This window comes from Rhizobium sp. WYCCWR10014 (genome assembly GCF_001657485.1).
Classification (GTDB): Bacteria; Pseudomonadota; Alphaproteobacteria; order Rhizobiales; family Rhizobiaceae; genus Rhizobium.
In genome coordinates, this window is sequence record NZ_LXFU01000042.1 from 91,112 (window position 1) to 111,655 (window position 20,544).

The 20,544-nt window shown below is 58.7% G+C and carries 21 protein-coding genes and 3 pseudogenes; 12 read left to right on the forward strand and 12 right to left on the reverse strand.

Features of this window, described 5'->3' with window-relative positions:
• Positions 1-18: 18 nt before the first annotated feature.
• The 6 genes from A6U98_RS23410 to A6U98_RS23435 all read right to left on the reverse strand — a co-directional run bounded on the left by A6U98_RS23410 (position 19) and on the right by A6U98_RS23435 (position 6,077).
• Complete coding sequence (locus A6U98_RS23410; RefSeq protein ID WP_064653216.1) at positions 19-927, reverse strand: hypothetical protein; 909 nt, start codon at positions 925-927, stop codon at positions 19-21.
• Between the two features lie 351 nt (positions 928-1,278).
• Positions 1,279-1,710, reverse strand: coding sequence for a DoxX family protein (locus A6U98_RS23415; RefSeq protein WP_064653218.1), 432 nt, complete (start codon positions 1,708-1,710; stop codon positions 1,279-1,281).
• 306 nt (positions 1,711-2,016) lie between these two features.
• Positions 2,017-3,999 carry an amidohydrolase gene (locus A6U98_RS23420; RefSeq protein WP_064653220.1) on the reverse strand — a complete coding sequence of 661 codons (1,983 nt, stop codon included), beginning with the start codon at positions 3,997-3,999 and terminating at the stop codon, positions 2,017-2,019.
• Entirely contained in the window at positions 3,999-4,289 is a 291-nt protein-coding gene (locus tag A6U98_RS23425; RefSeq protein WP_064653222.1) for a XapX domain-containing protein, read from the reverse strand. Before A6U98_RS23425 ends, A6U98_RS23420 begins: the two co-directional genes overlap by 1 nt.
• Before the next feature lie 70 nt (positions 4,290-4,359).
• Entirely contained in the window at positions 4,360-5,049 is a 690-nt protein-coding gene (locus A6U98_RS23430; RefSeq protein ID WP_064653224.1) for a hydrolase, read from the reverse strand.
• Between the two features lie 95 nt (positions 5,050-5,144).
• Positions 5,145-6,077: a ring-cleaving dioxygenase gene (locus A6U98_RS23435; protein WP_064653226.1), complete on the reverse strand. Its 933-nt coding sequence runs from the start codon at positions 6,075-6,077 to the stop codon at positions 5,145-5,147.
• 118 nt (positions 6,078-6,195) lie between these two features.
• Here A6U98_RS23435 and A6U98_RS23440 point away from each other — a divergent pair, with 118 nt between their 5' ends.
• Positions 6,196-7,095: a LysR family transcriptional regulator gene (locus tag A6U98_RS23440; RefSeq protein ID WP_064653227.1), complete on the forward strand. Its 900-nt coding sequence runs from the start codon at positions 6,196-6,198 to the stop codon at positions 7,093-7,095.
• A gap of 857 nt (positions 7,096-7,952) precedes the next feature.
• Here A6U98_RS23440 and A6U98_RS38060 read toward each other — a convergent pair.
• Both A6U98_RS38060 and rpsU read right to left on the reverse strand, forming a co-directional pair.
• Positions 7,953-8,081: a hypothetical protein gene (locus A6U98_RS38060; RefSeq protein WP_280950258.1), complete on the reverse strand. Its 129-nt coding sequence runs from the start codon at positions 8,079-8,081 to the stop codon at positions 7,953-7,955.
• Between the two features lie 17 nt (positions 8,082-8,098).
• Positions 8,099-8,338 (reverse strand): 30S ribosomal protein S21, encoded by a 240-nt coding sequence (rpsU, locus tag A6U98_RS23450; RefSeq protein WP_028734557.1) that lies wholly within the window; start codon positions 8,336-8,338, stop codon positions 8,099-8,101.
• A 349-nt stretch (positions 8,339-8,687) separates the two neighbouring features.
• Between rpsU and A6U98_RS23455 the strand changes: the two genes are divergently transcribed.
• From A6U98_RS23455 to A6U98_RS37770, 5 genes and pseudogenes are all read left to right on the forward strand, one after another.
• The gene (locus A6U98_RS23455) at positions 8,688-9,014 is read left to right on the forward strand and encodes a YciI family protein (RefSeq protein WP_064653231.1); all 327 of its coding nucleotides are present in this window, start codon (positions 8,688-8,690) and stop codon (positions 9,012-9,014) included.
• Positions 9,015-9,213: 199 nt separating this feature from the next.
• On the forward strand, positions 9,214-9,957 hold the full coding sequence (locus tag A6U98_RS23460; protein WP_064653233.1) for an SDR family oxidoreductase: 744 nt from the start codon (positions 9,214-9,216) through the stop codon (positions 9,955-9,957).
• A gap of 84 nt (positions 9,958-10,041) precedes the next feature.
• Positions 10,042-10,932, forward strand: a complete 891-nt coding sequence (locus A6U98_RS23465) for a LysR family transcriptional regulator (protein ID WP_197496432.1) — start codon at positions 10,042-10,044, stop codon at positions 10,930-10,932.
• A 195-nt stretch (positions 10,933-11,127) separates the two neighbouring features.
• Positions 11,128-11,799, forward strand: a complete 672-nt coding sequence (locus A6U98_RS23470; RefSeq protein WP_064653250.1) for a glutathione S-transferase family protein — start codon at positions 11,128-11,130, stop codon at positions 11,797-11,799.
• A gap of 981 nt (positions 11,800-12,780) precedes the next feature.
• Positions 12,781-12,899 (forward strand): annotated as a pseudogene (locus tag A6U98_RS37770) (NAD(P)(+) transhydrogenase (Re/Si-specific) subunit beta); the annotation flags it as partial.
• Between the two features lie 148 nt (positions 12,900-13,047).
• Here A6U98_RS37770 and A6U98_RS23475 read toward each other — a convergent pair.
• Complete coding sequence (locus A6U98_RS23475) at positions 13,048-13,446, reverse strand: VOC family protein (protein WP_064653235.1); 399 nt, start codon at positions 13,444-13,446, stop codon at positions 13,048-13,050.
• Positions 13,447-13,534: 88 nt separating this feature from the next.
• On the opposite strand from A6U98_RS23475, the gene A6U98_RS23480 reads away from it, so the two are divergent.
• Positions 13,535-14,242: a YafY family protein gene (locus A6U98_RS23480; protein WP_064653237.1), complete on the forward strand. Its 708-nt coding sequence runs from the start codon at positions 13,535-13,537 to the stop codon at positions 14,240-14,242.
• Between the two features lie 324 nt (positions 14,243-14,566).
• On the opposite strand, the gene A6U98_RS23485 is transcribed toward A6U98_RS23480, so the two are convergent.
• Positions 14,567-14,986, reverse strand: coding sequence for a DUF1761 domain-containing protein (locus tag A6U98_RS23485; RefSeq protein ID WP_064653238.1), 420 nt, complete (start codon positions 14,984-14,986; stop codon positions 14,567-14,569).
• A 104-nt stretch (positions 14,987-15,090) separates the two neighbouring features.
• Here A6U98_RS23485 and A6U98_RS23490 point away from each other — a divergent pair, with 104 nt between their 5' ends.
• Complete coding sequence (locus A6U98_RS23490) at positions 15,091-15,774, forward strand: YafY family protein (protein ID WP_064653240.1); 684 nt, start codon at positions 15,091-15,093, stop codon at positions 15,772-15,774.
• A 475-nt stretch (positions 15,775-16,249) separates the two neighbouring features.
• Here A6U98_RS23490 and A6U98_RS23495 read toward each other — a convergent pair whose 3' ends face one another.
• On the reverse strand, positions 16,250-16,504 hold the full coding sequence (locus A6U98_RS23495) for a helix-turn-helix transcriptional regulator (RefSeq protein WP_082933977.1): 255 nt from the start codon (positions 16,502-16,504) through the stop codon (positions 16,250-16,252).
• 98 nt (positions 16,505-16,602) lie between these two features.
• On the opposite strand from A6U98_RS23495, the gene A6U98_RS23500 reads away from it, so the two are divergent.
• Complete coding sequence (locus tag A6U98_RS23500; protein WP_064653242.1) at positions 16,603-17,493, forward strand: LysR family transcriptional regulator; 891 nt, start codon at positions 16,603-16,605, stop codon at positions 17,491-17,493.
• 306 nt (positions 17,494-17,799) lie between these two features.
• Here the strand turns inward: A6U98_RS23500 and A6U98_RS37775 are convergent.
• Positions 17,800-18,137: pseudogene (locus tag A6U98_RS37775) on the reverse strand (type II toxin-antitoxin system VapC family toxin).
• Positions 18,138-18,800: 663 nt separating this feature from the next.
• Between A6U98_RS37775 and A6U98_RS23505 the strand changes: the two are divergent.
• The 3 genes and pseudogenes from A6U98_RS23505 to A6U98_RS37780 form a co-directional block, all read left to right on the forward strand.
• On the forward strand, positions 18,801-19,667 hold the full coding sequence (locus tag A6U98_RS23505; protein ID WP_064653244.1) for a transglutaminase family protein: 867 nt from the start codon (positions 18,801-18,803) through the stop codon (positions 19,665-19,667).
• A gap of 418 nt (positions 19,668-20,085) precedes the next feature.
• Positions 20,086-20,286 (forward strand): helix-turn-helix domain-containing protein, encoded by a 201-nt coding sequence (locus A6U98_RS23510; RefSeq protein WP_064653254.1) that lies wholly within the window; start codon positions 20,086-20,088, stop codon positions 20,284-20,286.
• A gap of 43 nt (positions 20,287-20,329) precedes the next feature.
• A pseudogene (locus tag A6U98_RS37780) lies at positions 20,330-20,425 on the forward strand (CsbD family protein); the annotation flags it as partial.
• Positions 20,426-20,544: the final 119 nt, after the last annotated feature.

Here is a 20,544-nt window from a genome sequence, read left to right on the forward strand (position 1 = left end):
CCAGGCCCGAGCGGTCGGTTATTCCGAGACAAGTGGTGCGTGGATCTCGGCGATGTACCCGCCGGGGAACTGAACGATGGCTGCCTGACGCTTGTCTGCCTTGTAAGGCTGGACGAGCACGGTCGCGCCGGAAGCGGTGGCCTTTGCGAGGGTTGCATCGAGCTCCTTCACCGCGTAACCGGTGGTCTCATAGCCATAGGGGTAAGGAAGGTGGCCATCGGTTACGAGGATCGACATGTTGCCGAAGTCCGATGTGATACGGACGCGCCGGTAGGTGTCGCTCTGGCGACCGATCTCGACGCCGGGTGCCCTTCTGTCGTCGGAGACGATCTTGCCCTTCGAGAAGGTCAGGAAATCATCTATGAAGGCGCCGACGGAATCCTTTGAAACATATATTCTGTTTTCAGGGACCGTATCGAACTTGGGATAGTCCGGCGCCTTGGTGTGCCAGTAGAGCTGCATGTTGATGCCGCCCGGCCATTGGATGACGGCATCGCGGCCGATCGGGTCAGGGAAGGCATCGACAATGACTGAGGCTCCGGCATTTCGAGCATCGCGGATCGCCCGGTCCATGTCCGTCACGAGGTATCCTGTCCGTTCCTTGCCGAAGGGATAGGGGATCGGCGTCTTGAAGCCGAACAGCGAGACTGTGCCCGCGGGCGTTTGGATCAGTTGCGAGGTCGTGCTGCTCGGTGTCGGCGTCACCGTGGCGACGATCTGCTTGGTCGATGCACCGCCGAACGTGGCGACGAAGCTCGCCGCAAAGGCATCGACGTCGGTGACCGGAACATAGACATGGGTCGTGTCGTATTGCGCGCCAACCGCCACGTTCTTGCCGGCAGCCCCTCTGGCTGTAGCAGAAGAGGCCATGATCGTGGCTACGGCAACGGCGACGGCGAATTTCAATCCAGCTGATGGAAAACTCATGGATACATCCTCATGGTTAGGTCGGTTCCGGCGGGCATCTGTCTGTGAAGGGATAGTGGTCCAAGCGTCAAAGGTGGACAATTGCAATAATTCCGTCAATTGAATTGCCGTTTTCGTAATAATAGGGCCGCGAAAGTCCGGCCGGGCAAGTACTTTCGATCGCTGGTTACCGGCGATTTCGCGCCGCCATTTTTTTGCGGTCGAGTTCATACTCGAGCTGTCGCATGACGGCCTCGTGGATCTCGCCAGCGCGGTGCGTTTTCAAGATCTCAGCCCGGCTTTGTTGGCCGCAAGGACGGCTCAGCGATGGAGGGATTTGACGTCATCATGGCAGGCATAGGACGATGCGCTCTATTTTCCTCTCGCGCGTTTGCGCAGGTCGACAATAGCAACGAAGACGAAGGCACCGCTAAGACCGACGTGCTCGAAGAAGCCGTTCATGGCTGCCGAATGCTCTGGTCCGGCCGGGATCTCCCAGAACCGCAGGGCAAGGAATGTCGCCATCAATGTGAATATCGCCAGGGCAAGAGCTCCCAGCCAGCGCAAGCGCCCCGAAAGGATGAGGGCGGACATGGCGAGTTCGAAGATCGGCACGCCGACTGCAAAAAGTGGCGCCGGAGCCAGCCCGAAATGGTTCATCTCGGCGACTGCCCCCTGGAAGTCGAAAACCTTCGTCAGCGGACCCTGGATGTAGGCGGCGCAGAGCGCGAGCAATGCCAGGAATTCGGCGACGAAGGCCTTGCCGGCGAAGCTGAAGGTTTCTCGAGCATGTATGGTCGTCATAGGAGTATCCTCAAAACACTTGTGATCGCGCCGACGTTGAAGCGATCACCGGGAGCTTGAATGCTTTCTCTGTCCTTACCAGCGCGACCATGTTGCCGAGAAGGAGCTGACGATCCATCGACCCGACGCCAAAAGGCGAGACCGTCTTGTCGATCGATCATCTGAACGGCTGGCTGAGCCGGTTCAACGAGTGGAATAGCGGACATGATTTCTCCGGGCTGCGGCCATTTCGCCTGGCCTCTTCGTTTGCGGGAAGCCCCTCTCCAGATCGTGCCGGACAGGAGCTTGTATCGATAGGCCGCGTTCTCAGACGGCCCAGCAGGAGCAGCCAAGGGCGCCAAAGAAGCCCTTCAGGTCGGCAATAGGCAGCTTCGATGTCCAGGCACCGGCATGATCGTGGCCATGGACACCGCAATCGCTGGCGCAACTGCAGGAGGTGATCGCCGTACGGCGCAGCGAGTGTTTGCCTGCACCGTCGGGCTCGCCCCAGGCGGCATAACCGCCGAACTTGCGAACCGGTGACCAGTCCGGCATGGCGGGCGGAATGTCGCTTTCATCCAGGGTGGCAAAAGTGCCGGCACCGTAGACGATCTTGCCGCCCACCATGGTGAGGTCCGACGTCAGGAACGAAATCTCGTCCTCGGCGCAGGCGAAGAAGTCCTTGTCCGGGACGACGAGATCGGCAAACTGGCCCTTTTCGATACGTCCCTTCTTGCCCTCCTCGTTGGAGAACCAGGTGACCTTTTCGGTCCACATCCGCAACGCCGTCTCACGGTCGAGACAATTGGCACGCGGGTAGAGCTGCATGCCGCCGACAGTCTTGCCGGTGACCATCCAGGACAGCGAGACCCAGGGGTTATAGGAGGCAACGCGGGTCGCATCCGTGCCGGCCGAGACGTTGACACCCTTGTCGAGCATGCGCCGGATCGGCGGAGTGGCTTCGGCGACACCGTGGCCGTAGCGCTCGACGAAATATTCGCCCTGATAGGCCATGCGATGCTGCGTGGCGATGCCGCCGCCGAGCGCTGCGATACGCTCGATCGAGCGATCGGAAATCGTCTCTGCATGGTCGAAGAACCAGTTCAGGCCCTCGAGCGGGATGTCCTTGTTGACCTTCTCGAACACATCGAGCGATCGGCTGATCGTTTCGTCATAGGTGGCATGAAGCCGCCAGGGCCAGCGGTTTTCGGCGAGGACTCGAACCACGTCCTCAAGTTCGCCTTCCATTTCCGGCGCCATTTCGGGCCGTGGTTGACGGAAATCCTCGAAGTCGGCGGCGGAAAACACCAGCATCTCGCCGGCGCCGTTGTGACGGAAATAGTCGTTGCCCTGCTTATATTTGACCGAGGCCGTCCAGTTGAGGAAATCCTCTTTCTCCTGCTTCGGCTTCTGGGTGAAGAGGTTGTAGGCAAGCCGGACGGTCAGCTGATGTTCGTCCGATAGTTTTTGGATGACTGCATAGTCGTCTGGATAGTTCTGAAATCCGCCGCCCGCATCGATGACGCCGGTGATGCCCAGCCGATTCAGTTCCCGCATGAAATGGCGGGTGGAATTCACCTGGTAATCGAAGGGTAGTTTCGGTCCCTTGGCGAGTGTCGAATAAAGGATGCCGGCGTTCGGCTTGGCCAGAAGCAGGCCGGTGGGATTGCCGTTGACGTCGTGCGTAATCTCGCCACCCGGAGGGTTCGGCGTGTCCTTCGTGTAGCCCACAGCCCTGAGTGCCGCAGCGTTCAGCAAGGCCCGGTCATAGAGATGGAGCAGGAAGACCGGGGTGTCAGGTGCGATCGCGTTGATCTCGTCGATCGTCGGCAGGCGCTTTTCGGCAAACTGATGCTCGGTGAAGCCGCCGACGACACGCACCCATTGCGGAGCCGGGGTGATGGCGACCTGTCGCTTCAACATGTCCATCGCATCGGCAAGCGACCGAACACCGTCCCAGCGGAGTTCCATGTTGAAGTTAAGGCCGCCCCGCACAACGTGGGTGTGGTTGTCGATCAGGCCGGGCAGCACGCGCTTGCCCTTGAGGTCGACGAGCCTTGTATCGGGCCCAGCCAGCGCCATGATGTCGCTGTCGCTGCCGACCTCCAGGAACAGACCGTCCTTGACGGCCACTGCGGTGGCGCTCGGATTTGTGCGATCAAGCGTTGTGATCAAGCCGTTGTGAAGGACGATGTCGGCGTGCATGGCGGCGGCTCCGGTTTTGGTGGGATCGGCGGCATTGGCCGTCGAAAACAGGTTCGAAAAGGCGAGGCTCGATGCTGCGCCCAGGAATGTGCGGCGCGTCGTCATCAGCTTTTCCTCGATGTCGAATCTTGATGGGGCGGGTTCACCGCCACCACGTTTTCGCCGCCCTTCGGGAGGTGCCCGAACATGTGCGGCTTTATCTGGTGAAGCCAGGAGACGGCGGCAGGCTCGCGGGCCCAGATGCTCTTTGCCAGGGGCACGAGCTGCTCGCCGACAAGGATGCCGAGCAGCCCGATGAGCGCGACCACGGGCGGGGCAGGCGAGCGGACATTGAGCAGGCTGTAGATCACGCCCACCAGCAGGCCGGCACCGAGGGACAGGAGATAGATTTTCATCGCGGATAACCTTGCTTGGAGAGAAGCAGTTCACACCGGCAGGCGGCGGCCTGCCGGTGTGATGACGGTTCTACCTCGCGGGATTCGGGCCGATACGCTTGCCATGGCTGACCCGCTCGGCGCCGCCGTGGACGTGGGTGACGGCATAGTCGATGCCCATGCCGTAGGCGCCGGAATGCTCCTTCACCAGCGACGTGACCGCGTCATAGGTTTCCTTGCGGGCCCAGTCGCGCTGCCATTCCAAAAGGACCTGCTGCCAGGTGACCGGAACGACGCCGGCCTGCACCATGCGGTCCATCGCATATTTGTGCGCATCGACGGAGGTGCCGCCGGAGGCATCGGCGACCATGTAGATTTCATAGTCGGTGTCGTTCATGCAGGAGAGCGCGAAAGTCGTGTTGCAAACCTCGGTCCACAGACCCGCGACCACGACCTTTTTGCGGCCGTCGGCGGCATGCTTGGCAAGCGCGTCGCGGACGTTCTGGTCGTCCCAGGAGTTCATCGACGTGCGCTCGAGGATATCGTTCTCAGGAACGACCGCGAGCAGTTCCGGGAAAGTGTTGCCCGAAAAGCTGTCGGTCTCGACGGTGGTGATGGTGGTCGGGATGTTGAAGATCTTGGCCGCTTTGGCAAGACCGACGACGTTGTTCTTCAAGACCTGGCGGTCGATCGACTGAACACCGAAGGCCATCTGCGGCTGCTGGTCGATGAAGATGATCTGACTGTTCTGCGGGGTGAGGACCTGAAGCTTGCTGGACATCTCGTGTCTTCCTTTGACTAGGTTGAAGGTAGGTAATGGGGCAGGGAAGGTGGCACGTCTTGAAAGTTATGCCGCCGTATTGTTGGAAAGCGACCTCAGGCGGCGAGCGGGGTCAGGCCGGCTTCGATCTGGTCACGATAGGGCTCGTAGCGTGCCGGCAGTTTCAAGACCTCGCCAAGATGTGCCGTGTCTTCGTCCCGGTCGAAGCCGGGTTCGTTCGTGGCGATTTCGAAGAGCACGCCGCCGGGTGTGCGGAAGTAGATGGCCCAGAAGTAATCGCGGTCGATGACAGGTGTCACCTGGTATCCAGTATCCATCAGGGCCTTGCGGACTTCGAGCTGCTTTGCGCGGTTCTCGACGGCGAAAGCGATGTGATGCACCGAACCCGCGCCCTGCCTTGCGAAAGGCATTTTCGGAAGAACCTCGAGATCGATCGTATCCGCACCATTGCCGCCGGGGATGACGAAGCGGGTGACATCGCCATCCGTCTCGACACGCTGGTAACCCATGAAACCGAGCAGTTCGGACGTGGCAGCGGCGTCATGCAGGCGGAACTTTGCACCGGTGAAGCCGCGGATGCCGACGCTTTCGTCGATGCCGGCGCCGTCCCACGCCTTGCGACCGTCGTTTTCCGCTTCGACAAGGGCAAACCCTTCGCCATCAGGCCCTTTGAACAGGAGGCGGGCAGCGCCGAAGGCAGTGTCGGTTTGCAGGTTGTCGGCTCCCTTTGCAGACAGTCGATCCTGCCAGAACGAGAGCGAGCCCCTGGGGACTGCGAACTGCGTTTCGCTGACTTCGCCAACGCCTGCGCGGCCGCGCATCACGTCGGGAAAAGGGAAGTAGGTCATGACTGTGCCGGGAGTGCCGTTCTCGTCACCGTAGTAGAGGTGGTATACCGCCGGGTCGTCGAAGTTCACGGTCTTCTTCACACGGCGAAGCCCGAGTGCGTCGGTGAAGAACGCATTATTCTGACGGGCGTCCGAAGCCATCGAGGTGACATGGTGCAGCCCTTTGATATCCTTGATCATGATGTTTTCCTTTCATCGCCGATGTCGTTCGTTGTGCGTGCTTGAAATCTAGTTCGCTTGCCTGCTCTCCGGAATTGCAATAAAGATTTCGAGTGAATTGCTCAGGATGAAATAATAAATGAACGACTATAGGGCGCTTAGGACGTTCTTGATGGCTGCGGAAAAGCGCAATTTCGCGCAAGTCGCGCGGGAGCTCGATATGACGCCGGCGGCGGTCACCAGAGCGATTGCCGCACTCGAGAACGAGTTGGGAGTGCAGCTTTTCGTGCGGACGACACGGCAGGTTTCATTGACGACCGACGGCGCGATCTATGCAGCCCAGATTAAGCCGGCGATGGAGGCGTTGGAGAAGGCACGTGCTGACCTCATGAACACGCACAAGGCTGACCATGGTCGCCTGCGGATCAGTGCACCGACCTGGTTCGGGCAGCAGGCTCTGCCCCCGATCCTGGCCGGTTTCAAAGAGTTGTACCCGAAGATAAGTTTTGAGATTTCACTCGCTGACGGGCTCGTCAACATTATCGACGACGACTACGACCTCGCGATCCGGATCTCTGCGGCGCCGTCCGACAAGTTCACGATCTGGAGGAAAATCAGCGTGGTCCGGCGTATCCTGGTGGCTGCGCCAGGTAGCCGATTTATGGAAATGAAGCATCCGAGCGAGCTGACCCCAGACGACTGCCTAGCATATAGCGGCGAGAGCAGGCGGGAAAACTGGGTGTTGTCGGACGGTAGCGGCAGTGCCAACATCTCAGCGGGGCGGGCGTTCAGCGCCAACAGCGGCGAAGTCCTGGCGAGCATGGCGGCCGACGGGCTCGGTGTCGCCATGCTGCCGAAATTCCATATCGCCGAGCATCTGCGCACCGGGCGGCTGGTTCATATTCTGAAAAACTGGTCGCCGCCGGATCTATGGCTGACCCTCTACTATCCGCCATACCAGTCGCTGCCGCCGCGCATCGCGTCTTTCTCTAAGTTCTTCGAGCAGCAGGTCCCTGCGTTCATGACCACTATGGAATGAGTTGCCGCTAACTCCTGCCGGACTGAACGGCATTCTTCGAAGGCGCCAATCCAGGCAATCGGGACTGAATCAAATCTCACCCTTTTGCGACTGCGACCGCCGGCTTCTCTCCTGGAGAAAGTCGATGAATACCCGAAGAGCCGACGGCACGGTGACCAGTCCGCTAGAACAGCCGCTGGGCTCGGCACCCTCGGCTTCAGGACGGCAACACATGGCGACGTCGACGGAATCGAACTTAAGCTTTCCGACCTGCGCGACGCACGCATCGTCGTCGCCGCGAAGCTTCACGGCTATAGCAAGATCGGGGAGGCGCTTCAGCCGCCGCCACATGTCCATGCTCCCGAGGTGTTTTTAGAGGCACGCGGAAGCGAGCTGATCGCAAAGAGCTCGATCTCGGTCGATCTTCAGGGTGTCGAGCTTCGACTTCTGTTGGAGCGTGTCACCGATCGCCCTCTTCCACGCGATCTCTCAGGCGAGATACCGCTTCCTGGACTTGGATTGAGCCACGGCCGCCAACACCCGCTTTTCCTGACAGCGAGACAGAGGGATCAGTCCCGCATTTGGACGTCACCGCTGTTCATGACAGTTTAAACCGAGCGTAAGCTATAACCAGTTCGGAAGGTGGTGACCGGGGCTCCACTTATTAGGCCGACCCAAACAATGTCGGGCTTCGTTTGGGGCGGGGCATGTCTGCCAATCTTGCGATTGTCACGCCCACCAGACATCAAGCGGGCCGTATCCATGCTGGAACCTCCGGCGACTGCATTGCGCCGGACTGCGGTTTTTACGCCTGTCGATTGGCTGCAGAGAAGCGTACCAAACGATGGGAGCGTGGCGACCGCCCTCGATCATGGCAGTTAGGTCGCCAAACCGCCGGATACCTCGATGAACTGCGCGTTGACCCGGCGATTGTCGTCGGAGAGCAGCGAACCGATCATCGCCCGACATCGTCGCTGCGGAGCGGCGGCATCAGCGAGACGAAACATCCGTCATTCGGTCCCCATTAGCGACCAGAAGCTCTTGCTTTCCTGGGGGCCGAAATACCGCTTTCCCGCTCAAGCTTTTTGCGAGCAAGTTTACGGACACGCCTGATACCCTCGGCCTTCTCACGAGCACGTTTTTCGGAGGGCTTTTCGAAACGCTCCCGAAGTCGGGCCTCCCGGAATACGCCCTCGCGCTGCAACTTCTTTTTCAAAAAACGGAGCGCTTGCTCAACGTTGTTGTCACGTACCAGAACTTGCATTCTAAACTCCTAGGATCACTGACGCGCCTCATTAGATCCACGCGCATTGATGATCAAGGCTTGGAGGACCATTTGCCTAAATTCTCTGTCGTCTCTGTTTCATGAGCACGATCGCGAATGGGGCGAGAGGTAAGTTCTGCCAGCGATTGAAGGGTCCTTTCAAGGCGATGCAATCGCGATCTCGCACAGCCGACACCGTCAAGCTGCTTTCCCGTCCAAGGTGCGGACAATTCATTCAGCCGGTGGATGAATGTTATTCGAATTCAGCCGCTACCGACCTCGGCACCCAAGCCTTAGGTTTTCTCCACCGGATCCGGGAAACACGGATACGCAACCAAGGAGAACGTCAATGATCGATCAGAACGGACCCCACTACTACGTTGTATTCCAGACGCCCGGCCGGAATTGGATCGAGGGCACGCCCTATAACGAACAGCCTGGATTCATGGATCATGTAAACTACGTCAGCACGCTCCACGATGAGGGCAAGGTTATCCTAAGCGGGCCGTTCATGAAGGAGGAGGGCGGTCTGTCTGGGAAGCTCGAAGACGGAGGGTTCACGATTTTCAGGGCCGCGGACCTCGCAGAAGGCACCCGTCTCGGAACGGATGATCCCGGTGTCCGGTCCGGATTGCTTAATGTCGAGATCAGGACGCTTTGGGTACCGTTTCACTAGCCAGAACTCGGCAGCACCAGATGTCCATAAGACCCTGCGGGATCGTCCGCAGGGTTTTTTCATATTCAATTGCCGTTCGGATCTATTCAGCGGGTTGATAACTCATATCCAACTTTGCCGTCTAATTGGAGACCACCACCCTTCGTATCTCTGGAGCACGAGCCGCACTGGCGGCCGTGAAAACCTGAAAGGAACGAATATGGGTAAGCTCGACAACAAGATCGCCCTCGTCACCGGCGGCAGTACGGGAATGGGTCTCGACACCGCCCGCCTCTTTATCAAGGAAGGGGCAAAAGTCGTCATCACCGGCCGCAATCGCTCGACGGTTGAGGCGGCCGCCCGCGAGATCGGTGCAGACTTCGTCCAGGGCGACGTTTCCAAGCTCGAAGACACCATCCGCCTTCGCGATCATCTCAATGATAAGTATGGCCGCGTCGACGTCATCTTTGCCAATGCCGGGGGCGGAAAGCTCGTGCCGCTCGAAGATGTGACCGAGGACGACTTTGACACGACGGTTGACACGAACTTCAAGGGTACGTTCTTCACAGTGCAGAAGCTTCTTCCGCTGGTCCCCAATGGTGGCTCAATCATATTGAACACCTCGATTGCCGGCTCAAAGGGGCTGCCGAACTTCAGCGTTTACTCGGCGACGAAAGCCGCACTTCGTTCGCTGGCCCGGACCTGGACGACCGACCTGAAGGCACGCGGCATCCGCGTCAATGCATTGGCGCCGGGCCATATTGCAACCGATATCCTGCTAAAGTCCGGACTGAGCGCCGAACAGGTCGATGGCATCAACGGCCATGTCATTTCGTTGATCCCGCTCGGTCGGATGGGGACGGGCGAGGAAATTGCGGGGCCGGCTTTGTTCCTGGCTTCGGACGACAGCGCTTATGTGACCGGGATCGAGCTGACGGTCGACGGCGGCTGGGCACAGGTATGATCAGGGCGCTCGCGTCGATGTCATCCGACGCGGGCGCCTCCACTCCTCTGCAGTTGCTTATGTGATGCGGGGAAACTAACGTCCATGTGGATGAGTGACCAACTTGCAGCCTTGAGATTATTTGTCCGCGTTGCGCACGCCGGAAGCTTTTCCCGTGCCGCCAAAGAAATGAAGCTCTCGCAGCCAACGGCGTCGCGTCTGATCTCTGTTCTCGAAGAACAACTCGGTGCGACGCTGCTCGTCCGGACCACGCGATCGGTGACGTTGACGGATGCGGGCAGAGACTATCTCGCAAGCGTGCAGATTGCGCTGGACACATTGGACCAGGCAGAGCACGACGTGCGCGGTAATGGGGAACTGCGCGGCCGCATCAGGGTCGCTTCGTCGTCGATCTTTGCGTCCCGGGTCATCGTGCCGAGCCTTGCGGAGTTCATGGCGCTTCATCCCTCTCTCAAGGTCGAACTGATCATCGAAGACCAGCGGCAGGACCTGATCGCTGAAGGCGTCGATGTTGCGATCCGTTTTGGCAAGCTCGCGGATTCGACGGCCATTGCCCGGTCGCTCGGACGATGGCGGCTCATACTCGCGGCGGCTCCCCGCTACCTCGAAAAACACGGGGCGCCAAACACACCGGACGAGGTGGCTAATCACCGTGCGATTCTTGCTGGGCCAGCCGCGAATTCCGAGTGGACGTTCAACAGGGGAGACGAGCAGGTCACGGTCAGGCCAGCTGGAGACCTGTCGATCACCGGTAGCGAAGTCGGCATCAACGCAAGTCTCGTGGGTCTCGGCATGGTCGTCGCGAGTTACCCCTCTCTTCGCGGTTACATCGGTAATGGAGAGCTCGTTCGACTCCTGCCGGGATGGGAAATGGCTGAGATCGAGAGCCACGCTCTCTTTGCAAGCGGACAGGCTGCAAAGCCCGCTGCGCGAGCGTTCGTCGACTACTTACAGCAGTTGTTAAAGAACTTCTGAAGGGCGCTGGCGTACAAGCGCCTGCGACAATGCTCCGAACCCACCCGGATATTGCAACAGGTTACCCTCTTGGCCGTTCGCGAGCGTGCCAATTCATTCGGCCGGCGAATAAACGTTATCGCATCGTCGCACGTTATGTCGCAGGTCGGCAGCATCTATCTTGGTTATCCGGTGACCGAACAAAGGATGACCTCCATGGCCTATGAATTCTACTGGGTTAGCGGTAGCCCCAATTCCTGGCGGACAATGATCGCGCTCGAGTACAAGAAAATTCCCTATGTCTCCAAACGCCTCGATCCGACAAAGGGCGAAAGCAAGACGCCGGAATATCTTGCACTGAATCCCCGCGGTAAAGTGCCCACCCTTGCGAACGGCGACTTCGTTGTCCACGAGTCCGTCGCCATCATGGCATATCTTGAGCGCGAGTTCCCGGATCCTGCACTGTTCGGGGAAAGCTCTTCGGAAGCAGGCCTAATCTGGCAGCGTATACTTGAATTCATCAATTATGCCCGCGACCCGATGGACGACGGGGTCTCCCGCCCGTTGATCAGGGGACAAGCTGGCACCAACGCAGATGGGATCAGGGCCTCGGCGCTTCAATCGCATGCAGCGTTAAGATGGATGGAGGGCCTCTTGACCGTCCAACCGTTCCTGGCGGGCAACCAGCTGTCTGCCGCGGATTTCACGGCGATCCCATGCGTCCAGTTCCTTGCGCGCGTCGGGAAAAGCGCAGATGCCGTCTCGCTCCAACTCGGACTTGACGATCTTCAATCCTCATATCCCGCAGTTTCGCGATGGATTGCCAGGATCGAACAGCTCCCGTGTTACGAGCGCGCTTATCCTCCGCACTGGCGTAATTCGCGCTAGCCGGAAAACTGACGCCATGCTTGTTCGGACGGACAGTGCTATCGGATAGCAATGATTTGCGAGAGCGGAAAGTCTGGCAAGCCCACGCGATCGCGCCGGTTTGATAGCCCCCCGCGCGCGGGGGGCTATCAATCCCGGTTTCTGTGGAGGCAAACCACGGCGAGACGCTGGGGCAACTCGCAGCCGAGGGCGTAAGTATCACGCCCGTGGGAACCTAGACTGCGGAGGATGCGATCCAATAGGGGTGACTCGTACTTCTCGAGGAGTTCATTCCCGGAGAGGTCGAGGAAATCTATGCGGTGTTCGTCGACGCGCGTCAGGTGCTTTATCGACCACCTCGTTGAACACTCACGCCTGCTCGGCACAGGGCGTCGGTGTGTCCAGACAAAGTACGCGACCGTCCAGAGTTCGAGCCAGTCGGATGAACGTACTGTCTGCCGCCTGCATAGCGTCCCCAAAGACGAGTTTCCTAATTGTCGGGTCGGAGGTTCGATATGGTTCAAGACCACGCTTAGCGCCGCGCTCTGTCAGCCGCTGTCGCCAGCTGTTCGTGCCATCGAACAGTGGCACGTCAACACGAGCATCCATCTCCGGCTGACGCCAAGTAATCAACGACAAAATATTTCCGGCCGAGCCACTACCTTACCGCGAATTTTGCAGTAGGACGCCTCAACTGACCTGCTCGACCTTAGGGTGCTGAAAAGACGCAAAGGTCGATAACCCGCGCGAACCGCTTTAGTTATGTTTCTCTCGTCCGAGTTCTACCCACAGGTCGCCTCCACCTCAAGGCCTGAGGTGGGATCGGTCGCCAAGGTCACGCTTGAGCATATAGAGTGGTTCTCACCCAGGTTAGTCGGTGGGTAGGACGAGACGCCATTGCGGACCGATGTGAGAAAACCTGCAACAGCATCGGCATCGTCGTCATGACCACTTAGTTCTTCCGAGCCGGTGAGCCTTTCGTCACAAGTGTCGCTGCCGGCGGCTGAGCGCGGGCAGGGGACCGGGTATTCCGGTATCGAAGATCCCTCTTCTTCAAGGAGAATACCCGGATGTTCTACGGCGATGCCAAGAAGTCGGTAAGTGGTCTGATTCCTGCGATCCATCAACCTCGGTCTTGCAGCGCAAGTTCGTCGACCATCGAGCCGGCGGGTTTCATGGAGGTGTCGTCTCGGCCCCTGGGCGCCAACTGCGGTCAGAAGCGGGCGGGCCCTGGCCGAGGATTGATCTCTGGCAGACCTTGTCAGCCCATCAACGACCGCTGAAGCGTTGTCTCGCTGCCTCGGTCACGGGTGTATAAAGGGCGACGCGGGTGCCCTCGGGGTCGGAGAACTGGACCGTACGATTTCCCCATGGCAAATCCTTTGGCGCGTGCACCACGTCGACCTGATCCTTAAGCCGTGCAAATTCTGCATCGACGTCTGACACCATGAACTCGAGAATGGCGGTTTTATTGGCGCAGGGCTCCGCACTGCCCTCCTTGAACAGAGCGACCGTCTCCGCGCTCCCTATTGCCAAAGCTGCGCCTGGTGTGACGATCTCGGCGAAGACGGGAGCAAGCCAGTCCGCGCGGTAGCCCGTCACCAGCTCGTAGAAGGCCACGATCCTTTTGATGTCCGAGGCGACGAGGCGGGTGGATGCAAATTTCATAATTTTCTCCTTCAGCCGTAACAATCTCTTTGCCTGCTTTTGTGACACAGTCCTGCTGCCAGCGTTGTGGCAGCAGGAGTCAGCAGTTATGCGAAAAGCGGAACGGCTTTTTCAGATCATCCAGATTCTTCGAAGGTCGAGCCGCCCCGTCACTTCGGCGCAGCTTGCGGATGAACTCGAGGTCGCGCGACGAACCATCTACCGTGACATCGCGCACCTGATAGGCCAGCGCGTCCCCATCGATGGGGAAACTGGGTTTGGTTATGTCCTCGATTCGCGATACGACATGCCGCCGCTGATGCTGACATTGGAGGAAATCGAGGCCGTCCTGCTCGGCGTTCAATTGGTGGAAAAGCTGGGTGACCCGGCCATCACCAATGCCGCCCGGGATGTCATCTCAAAGATCGCATCCGCAATACCGAGCGACCTGCTTCCCTTTATCGCCGAACCTGCAGTCGGCCTGAAACCCGGAGAGATCACCAACGGCTCTACCTTCGACACCCGTCCGCTCAGGCGGGCGATCAGGGAGGGCCGAAAGATGCAGCTCGACTACTGCGCGGTGAATGGCGTGGTAACCCACCGTATCGTTTGGCCCGTGCTTTTGGGCTATGCGGACGCGCACTGTCTCTTGATTGCGTGGTGTGAATCGAAGCAAGCCTTTCGCCATTTTCGCACCGAACGCATCCTCAATCTTGAGGTTCTCCAAGAGACCATCGGCGTTTCCAGAGGCAAGCTGAGACAGCAATGGCTGCAGTGGCGTGAAGCCGAACTTTCCCGTTCACGCCCCGCTCCATGACTGCAATGGGCCAATACCGGACCTTATCGTCAGAAACTTCGATCCGCTTTCGTGTGGGTCGCCATACAAGCGGACAGGCCGCTTAAGGTGGATTGCGGACCATCAGCTTCCAAACGGCTGCATGACAGAAGTGGACACAACGGCTGGGTTGACGGGCTAAGCCCGCTCATTTTCAAGCGCGGCCTACCAAGAAAGGAAAAGGCACCTTCAGGTAGCCCTGACCATCTTTGCAAACTGCAGGCGTGGTTATTCTAAAACCACATCTGCAGTTGTTCCGGCACCTCGAAAATCCATGCATCGTCTGCGCTCGCGCGCATAATGGGCCTACTGCAACAGGAACAGCACGGCGCTCATCACCAAACTGCTGACCACGAGATAGGGCGCGTTCACCATTGTGTAGTAGAACGGTCTGGGGAAATTGGGATTGATCGCGATCGTCATGCACATCGCAAGGAGATAACCGACGCCGATCACCAGTCCGAGCGACAGGGCATCGGTAAGCGAGACAACGCCAATCATGTGCATGATCGCAGCCGTCGTGACGATCATAACGATATTGCACACGAAGGGGCCAAGGATGGTCAGCATGTCGAGCTTGGGGGGCGGCATGGTCTCACGTCCCAGCGCGATTGCGTAATATTGGGGTACCAGAGCGCCAAAATATACGCCCCCGAATACGAAGCCGAACGCGGAAGCCGCGAGAACGCCCCAGAGACTGATCTGGGCAAATGCACTGAAAACCATGGTTCACTCTCTTTCTAAAATATCGTCGCGGGACGCTGATGGCTATGTGAAGTGGATGAAACGGGTATAGATGTACCCAACTGACACTTCACGGCAGTTGGACGATGAGCGGACCCGATAGATTGCTGCGCCTTCTTCAGCTTATGCGCGTCATGGCGCCCCCGATCACGGCGGAACGCCTGGCGGTCGAACGTGGCGTGTCCGTACGATCGATCTACCGCGATATCGAACTGTTGCGGCTCTCGGGCGCCCGAATTGAAGGCGAGCGCGGCTATGGCTATCGATTGATCGAGGACTATGCTCTGCCGCCGCAAACATTCGATCGTCTGGAAATCGAAGCGATTACCGTGGGACTAGGCGAAGTGCGCCAGATGGGCGACCCGGACTTGGCGCGTGCCGCCGAGGCTGTGCTCGCCAAGGTCGCCGCAACCTTGCCGGACGATCGCGAGCAGCAATTGCTGCATTCAATATCCCATGTCTATCGGCCAAGTGGTCGCTACGGCTCGCATCCGCATCTGCAAGCGATACGGCAGGCGTGTTGGGAGGAGCAGGAAATCGAAATCGGCTATCGTGATGAAGCGGACACCCCCAGCCGGCGCATCATTCGCCCCCTTGCCATCATGTACGGCGATCACGTCCTGACGGTTCTGGCCTGGTGTTGCCTGCGTGATGACTTCCGGATGTTTAGGGTCGACCGGGTCGAGAGCCTTTCAAGCAACGGAGGTAGTTTTCGTCCGCGGCGGGCGAGTTTGTTGCGGGATTACCTTGCAAAGCTCAGTGAGAAATAGAGCGAACGACCGGCATCGATAACGGTCGCAAACTCCCGTGCGCTTTGCCAGTGTCCTTTATGGCTCTCGATCAGTTGATACCGGTGATGCCTGCGCGATCCGGAGCGCCGATCGACAGAATGAACACATCTAATGCAGCAGACATAGCTTCTTCGGCCGGGCGTTTGATCCGCCAACCGGGAAATGCCCATCGATCCACATCCGTGCCACGCCGTATATGAACGCCCGCGACGAGAGATCAGATCCTCAGCACTGATACCCATGCATTGGAAATACGGTTGCCGCGGAGATCCCGTTTCGATGGTATGATCTTATCAAAGACCGCATCCTATTTGCTCAGGATAAAATCGCTATCAAAGTTCCATAAATAGGCGTTACACCGCTCCAATGAGATCACGGGTGTGCGGTTCGCATCTGTTCAAGATTCTCCTGCTACAGGCTCTGTCGATGACACGAGGTCGCAATGAGTCGCGGCTCAGCTGTTAAATGGTTCTCTAACAAGTCGGCCCAGGGCGTCCAAAGGATCAAAGTTCAGTATTCTCGCCAGCTCGAGGAACTCTATGACGTCGACGCGACGTTGGCCGCTTTCCAAGCGGGCGACAAACGACTGGTATTCGCCAAGTTTGTCAGCAAGCTCCGTCTGCGTGAGACCTGATGCCTCCCGCTTCTCGACCAGCAGCGCTATCAGCGCTCTATGCCTTTCCGTGCCGAGCGTCTTCGCCACGTTCACCCACCTTGCCTAAGATGGGGTCTTCGATTATATCTGATTTCCAGTTATCTTAAATTCAGATAAATTGCTTAATTCTCACATCGATCGTGGAACCCCTCATGGAACTACGCCAGCTCTCCTATTTCGTCGCGGTGGCCGAGGAACTGCATTTCGGCCGGGCGGCAGCCAAGGTGCGCATCGCCCAGCCGGCACTTTCCAATCATGTGCAGGCGCTGGAGCGGGAACTTGGCTGCCCCCTGTTCATCCGCTCGACCAGACGGGTGGAACTGACCAGGGCAGGGGAGATCTTCCACGAGCGCTGCGTCGGGATCCTGAGCGAGGTCGATCTGAGTGCCGAGATCACCAGGGCGGTGGCCGGTAAGACCATCCGGCAGATCAGGATCGGCACCGTCTATCCGGCGACCACCGGCGTGCTGCCGGCGTTTCTGGCAAAGATCGCCCGCAAGTACCCGGATATCCGCATCCATATATCAAGCGGCAATACCGGCGATATCATCCGTGGCCTGGAAAACGGCCAGATCAATCTCGGTTTCATCAGACCGGTGGAAAACATCGGCTCGTTGCGCTTCTCCTCGATCGCCCATGAGCGTTATCTGCTGGCGGTGGCCAGGACCAATCCACTGGCCGGGCAGTCGGAGATCGCCATCGACGACCTGCGGGGGGAAAAGATCATCGCCTTTAATCGCAAGAACCTCTCGTACACAGAGCGGTACTTCAACGAGAAGTTCGAGGAATACGATCTCACCGGCAACATCGCCTATAGCTGCGACGACACCTATTCGCTGGTGTCGCTGGTCTCGGCAGGTCTCGGCATCGGCTTTGCGCCGGAATGGACCGAGGGCTTGCCGAACCGGGCCTTCGAGCTGAAGGCAGTCAGGGGCATCGATTTCAGGATCGGGCTTGGCGTTGCCTGGAATAAAGAGGACCCAACCGCCTCGCGCGACGACATCGTCGATATCGCAAGGTCGCTGGCGCGGCCGGGCAGGTGAGGTGAGGGCGACACGGGTACCCTTCAAGCGGAACGGCTTGCCGGGGGCAGTCGGTCCCGGGTCCCGCTCGTTGCGAGCGGCGCTTCGCTAACCTCCTGCGGCTGCCCTTTTAACCGGTCAAGCCGTGCGCGAACTGGCGCCGGCGCGGACGCGCCTTCGCCTGGTATGCTCATTTGTTTGGAGGGGCGCCCTTGCCGTGGCCGGCAGGACGTCGACACGAGAATTCGACCGGTCAGGAGCAGCGCATGTCGATCGCTGCCATAGCTGAAACACCGGCTCTCGACGAGGGAGGATCGGCCTGAGTACTCAATGGGATCTGTCGACGGGTATGTGCAGGGAAGCTCCCGCTTTTTCGGCGGCTGCCTGCAATCGCTTGTCTCTTGTCCGCACGCTGCTCGTTGCGCCAGGAGGATCGACGCCAACAAGTGGGCATCAGTGTAGCCAATGCCCATGCTGAAAATGCCATGTCGATCGATCATTGTCATGACTTCGTCATGCGGTGGCGACGATCGCTTTGCGCTGAGCCGTAAGAAGGCTAGGACGTTGCGGCGATCCCGCAGGCTGCCAAGAGCCAGTTCGCCGATGACGCTCGGGTGACAAAGTAGTCGATCGCCTTCGATGACCCAACGCAGCTCGGCATTCATATTGCGGAAATGATCAATCCAAATGAAGGTGTCTGCGAGTACTTAGACGCGGTGCTCCGGCGGCGCGGAGCTGCCTTGGCGTCGGGCATGGTTCCTCCCAGCCAATGAGGCGTTTTCCCGATTCCAAGCGAGCAAGGGTCGCCAACGGCTGGCGGACAAGCGCTGCGGTCTCGAGGCGGCGGGGCGGCCGGCCGAAGCAGGTTGGTTCTGGAGGAATTGTCGACGTCGATTGACACTGGGGCTGCCGGAGGCAACGCAACTCTCATGGCAACCAGCTAGGTAACAAGACGAGGGCGCAGAATGCGTTCGTCCGCATAAGCCGTCCGGGGCACGTATTTCCGAGATTTGCGCTCTGAAATCTCTACCATCGATAAACAACCGCCCACACAGTCCACAGCGGATCTGAATGGCGACATCATGTTTGTAATGATTTCAACGCACTACGACCTAGCCGGCCCGACATTGCGGTGCCGCGATAGGCCATAGCTGAGGTCCATGCGGGGCCGCGTCCCCTACATGGAGAGCCTCGACAGCCAGTGGCCCGACACACCCGTCGCCGACGTTGACTTCGAATAGATCGCGGAGGCGGCGGCTTCACAGCTGCGTCGGAACTTGTCGGTTCCTTCGGAGTTTCGCAGGGACCTCTCACGCGATAGGCTTCCAATGACCGTCCGCTACACCCTAGGCTGCGACCTATCGTACGACGTTAAGTCGCCTACGGTCTTCATCTTCAACCTAGAGGTCGCGAAGCTCATGCGCCACCACGATCTGGTCGAGCAGCTGACTATCACGCCTGGCCACGAACGGCGCGCCCATGTCGTTCCCGACATCCACAACCGGTATTTCAGCCTCTACGCGCAGCCCGGCCCGTTGAACGTCCGATATGAGGCCGACGTCACGCTCGACGTCTTCCGGGCCGATCCGAACACGATCGACGAGGTTCCCTTGAACGCCATCCCGCTCGACATTATGCCATTCCTGCTGCCGTCGCGCTTCGTGCCGTCTGACCGCCTCTCTGCGTTCGCGGAAAAGGAGTTTGGCGCCATGCCCAAAGGACATCGCAGGGTCACGGCGATCTGTAACTGGATCTACGATAACATCGACTATCAGCGAGGCTCTTCGAACGAGCAAACGACTGCCACTGAGAGCCTCATCAAGCGTGCGGGCATTTGCCGCGACTTCTCGCATATCGGCATCGCATTCTGCCGGGCGCTCAACATTCCCGCGCGGTTCGTCTCCTGTTACGCCTATGGCCTCGAGCCACGGGATTTCCACGCGGTCTTCGAGGCATATCTCGATGGACGATGGTGGCTGTTCGATGCCACGCGGCAGGCGAATCTCGACGGTCTCGTACGCATCGGCGTAGGGCGTGACGCAGCGGAGATCGCCTTTGCATCTCCGTTCGGCGAGATGGAGGCCGGTCCGGTTCTCATCACCATCGAACATGCCGACGGATCTCCGGAACTTCCAGGACGGACGACGGACGCCATATCGACTGAGCAACCAGCCCCGAACGCAGGAGCGAAATGACGCAAACCCCGCCTTAGTTAGCAATCCATGTCAGGCTCGCCCGCGCCATGCCCTGGACGGCAAGGGAGGTTCGACAACGTGACCGCCGTCGTCTTCGACGGCACCTCTTTGGTGTTGCCTATGACGGCCATGTCGAGTTCACAGGAATCTATGTATGCCCGCGGACCTTCAATTTGAACAAAAGGTCTGGTCCATTTGTCTGTCTTTGTATCAAGGGATACGGGTAAGCCCTCTCGCAGCAGAGGGAAGGTTAGGTGCTCTGTCCGACTTATATATGCAATCCTCAGGCGCCCCTCACTGCGCAGATGTGTGACAGTATATAGCGCTGCATTGACAACTATTGCAAAGCCGCAAACTGTACGCTCCTCATCTTCAATCCCGGCTGTCAAAGGGGCAACGGAAGCACCATATGTGGCTTATGGATCCTCGAATAACGCCGCGTGAAAAGGAAGTACTAACGCTCATGTGCGAGGGAAAAAGCGCCCAGGAAATTGCAATAATCCTGGGTTGTTCCGTCTATACGGTGCGCACACACATCGGCCGCTTAAAGGACGAGTTCAACGTTTATAAGGACACTGCCTTGATCGCCGCCGCTTTCCGCAACAGGATCATCGACTGAGGAACCAGGCGCCTGGACGTTGGCACTTCTTTCTCTAGGAACACAGACAAAGGGTGCCCTACAGGAAGCCAAGGGCAAGGCCCAAGTTGCAAAGGGCGATGTCAAGGACGCGCTGAAAAAGGTCGTCGATAAGGCATAGCCATATTGGAGCACTCAAGTTCACTTTAAGCCCGCGCTGGTGAACTGACCCCAATAAGTTGGACGGTTTAAAGGCTGGTTAGATTTAAGGGCTGAGTTCTGTATTGCACAGGGCTCAGC

Excerpts from the sequence above, each read along its gene's own strand:
- A6U98_RS23415 (WP_064653218.1), bottom strand. The coding sequence starts at position 1,710 with ATGACGACCATACATGCTCGAGAAACCTTCAGCTTCGCCGGCAAGGCC.
- A6U98_RS23430 (WP_064653224.1), bottom strand. The coding sequence starts at position 5,049 with ATGTCCAGCAAGCTTCAGGTCCTCACCCCGCAGAACAGTCAGATCATC.
- A6U98_RS23440 (WP_064653227.1), top strand. The coding sequence starts at position 6,196 with ATGAACGACTATAGGGCGCTTAGGACGTTCTTGATGGCTGCGGAAAAG.
- A6U98_RS23500 (WP_064653242.1), top strand. The coding sequence starts at position 16,603 with ATGGAACTACGCCAGCTCTCCTATTTCGTCGCGGTGGCCGAGGAACTG.
- A6U98_RS23485 (WP_064653238.1), bottom strand. The coding sequence starts at position 14,986 with ATGGTTTTCAGTGCATTTGCCCAGATCAGTCTCTGGGGCGTTCTCGCG.
- A6U98_RS23510 (WP_064653254.1), top strand. The coding sequence starts at position 20,086 with ATGGATCCTCGAATAACGCCGCGTGAAAAGGAAGTACTAACGCTCATG.
- A6U98_RS23475 (WP_064653235.1), bottom strand. The coding sequence starts at position 13,446 with ATGAAATTTGCATCCACCCGCCTCGTCGCCTCGGACATCAAAAGGATC.
- A6U98_RS23455 (WP_064653231.1), top strand. The coding sequence starts at position 8,688 with ATGATCGATCAGAACGGACCCCACTACTACGTTGTATTCCAGACGCCC.
- A6U98_RS23420 (WP_064653220.1), bottom strand. The coding sequence starts at position 3,999 with ATGACGACGCGCCGCACATTCCTGGGCGCAGCATCGAGCCTCGCCTTT.
- A6U98_RS23410 (WP_064653216.1), bottom strand. The coding sequence starts at position 927 with ATGAGTTTTCCATCAGCTGGATTGAAATTCGCCGTCGCCGTTGCCGTA.
- A6U98_RS23435 (WP_064653226.1), bottom strand. The coding sequence starts at position 6,077 with ATGATCAAGGATATCAAAGGGCTGCACCATGTCACCTCGATGGCTTCG.
- rpsU (WP_028734557.1), bottom strand. The coding sequence starts at position 8,338 with ATGCAAGTTCTGGTACGTGACAACAACGTTGAGCAAGCGCTCCGTTTT.
- A6U98_RS23505 (WP_064653244.1), top strand. The coding sequence starts at position 18,801 with ATGACCGTCCGCTACACCCTAGGCTGCGACCTATCGTACGACGTTAAG.
- A6U98_RS23470 (WP_064653250.1), top strand. The coding sequence starts at position 11,128 with ATGGCCTATGAATTCTACTGGGTTAGCGGTAGCCCCAATTCCTGGCGG.
- A6U98_RS23465 (WP_197496432.1), top strand. The coding sequence starts at position 10,042 with ATGTGGATGAGTGACCAACTTGCAGCCTTGAGATTATTTGTCCGCGTT.
- A6U98_RS23460 (WP_064653233.1), top strand. The coding sequence starts at position 9,214 with ATGGGTAAGCTCGACAACAAGATCGCCCTCGTCACCGGCGGCAGTACG.
- A6U98_RS38060 (WP_280950258.1), bottom strand. The coding sequence starts at position 8,081 with ATGTTTCGTCTCGCTGATGCCGCCGCTCCGCAGCGACGATGTCGGGCG.
- A6U98_RS23425 (WP_064653222.1), bottom strand. The coding sequence starts at position 4,289 with ATGAAAATCTATCTCCTGTCCCTCGGTGCCGGCCTGCTGGTGGGCGTG.
- A6U98_RS23480 (WP_064653237.1), top strand. The coding sequence starts at position 13,535 with ATGCGAAAAGCGGAACGGCTTTTTCAGATCATCCAGATTCTTCGAAGG.
- A6U98_RS23490 (WP_064653240.1), top strand. The coding sequence starts at position 15,091 with ATGAGCGGACCCGATAGATTGCTGCGCCTTCTTCAGCTTATGCGCGTC.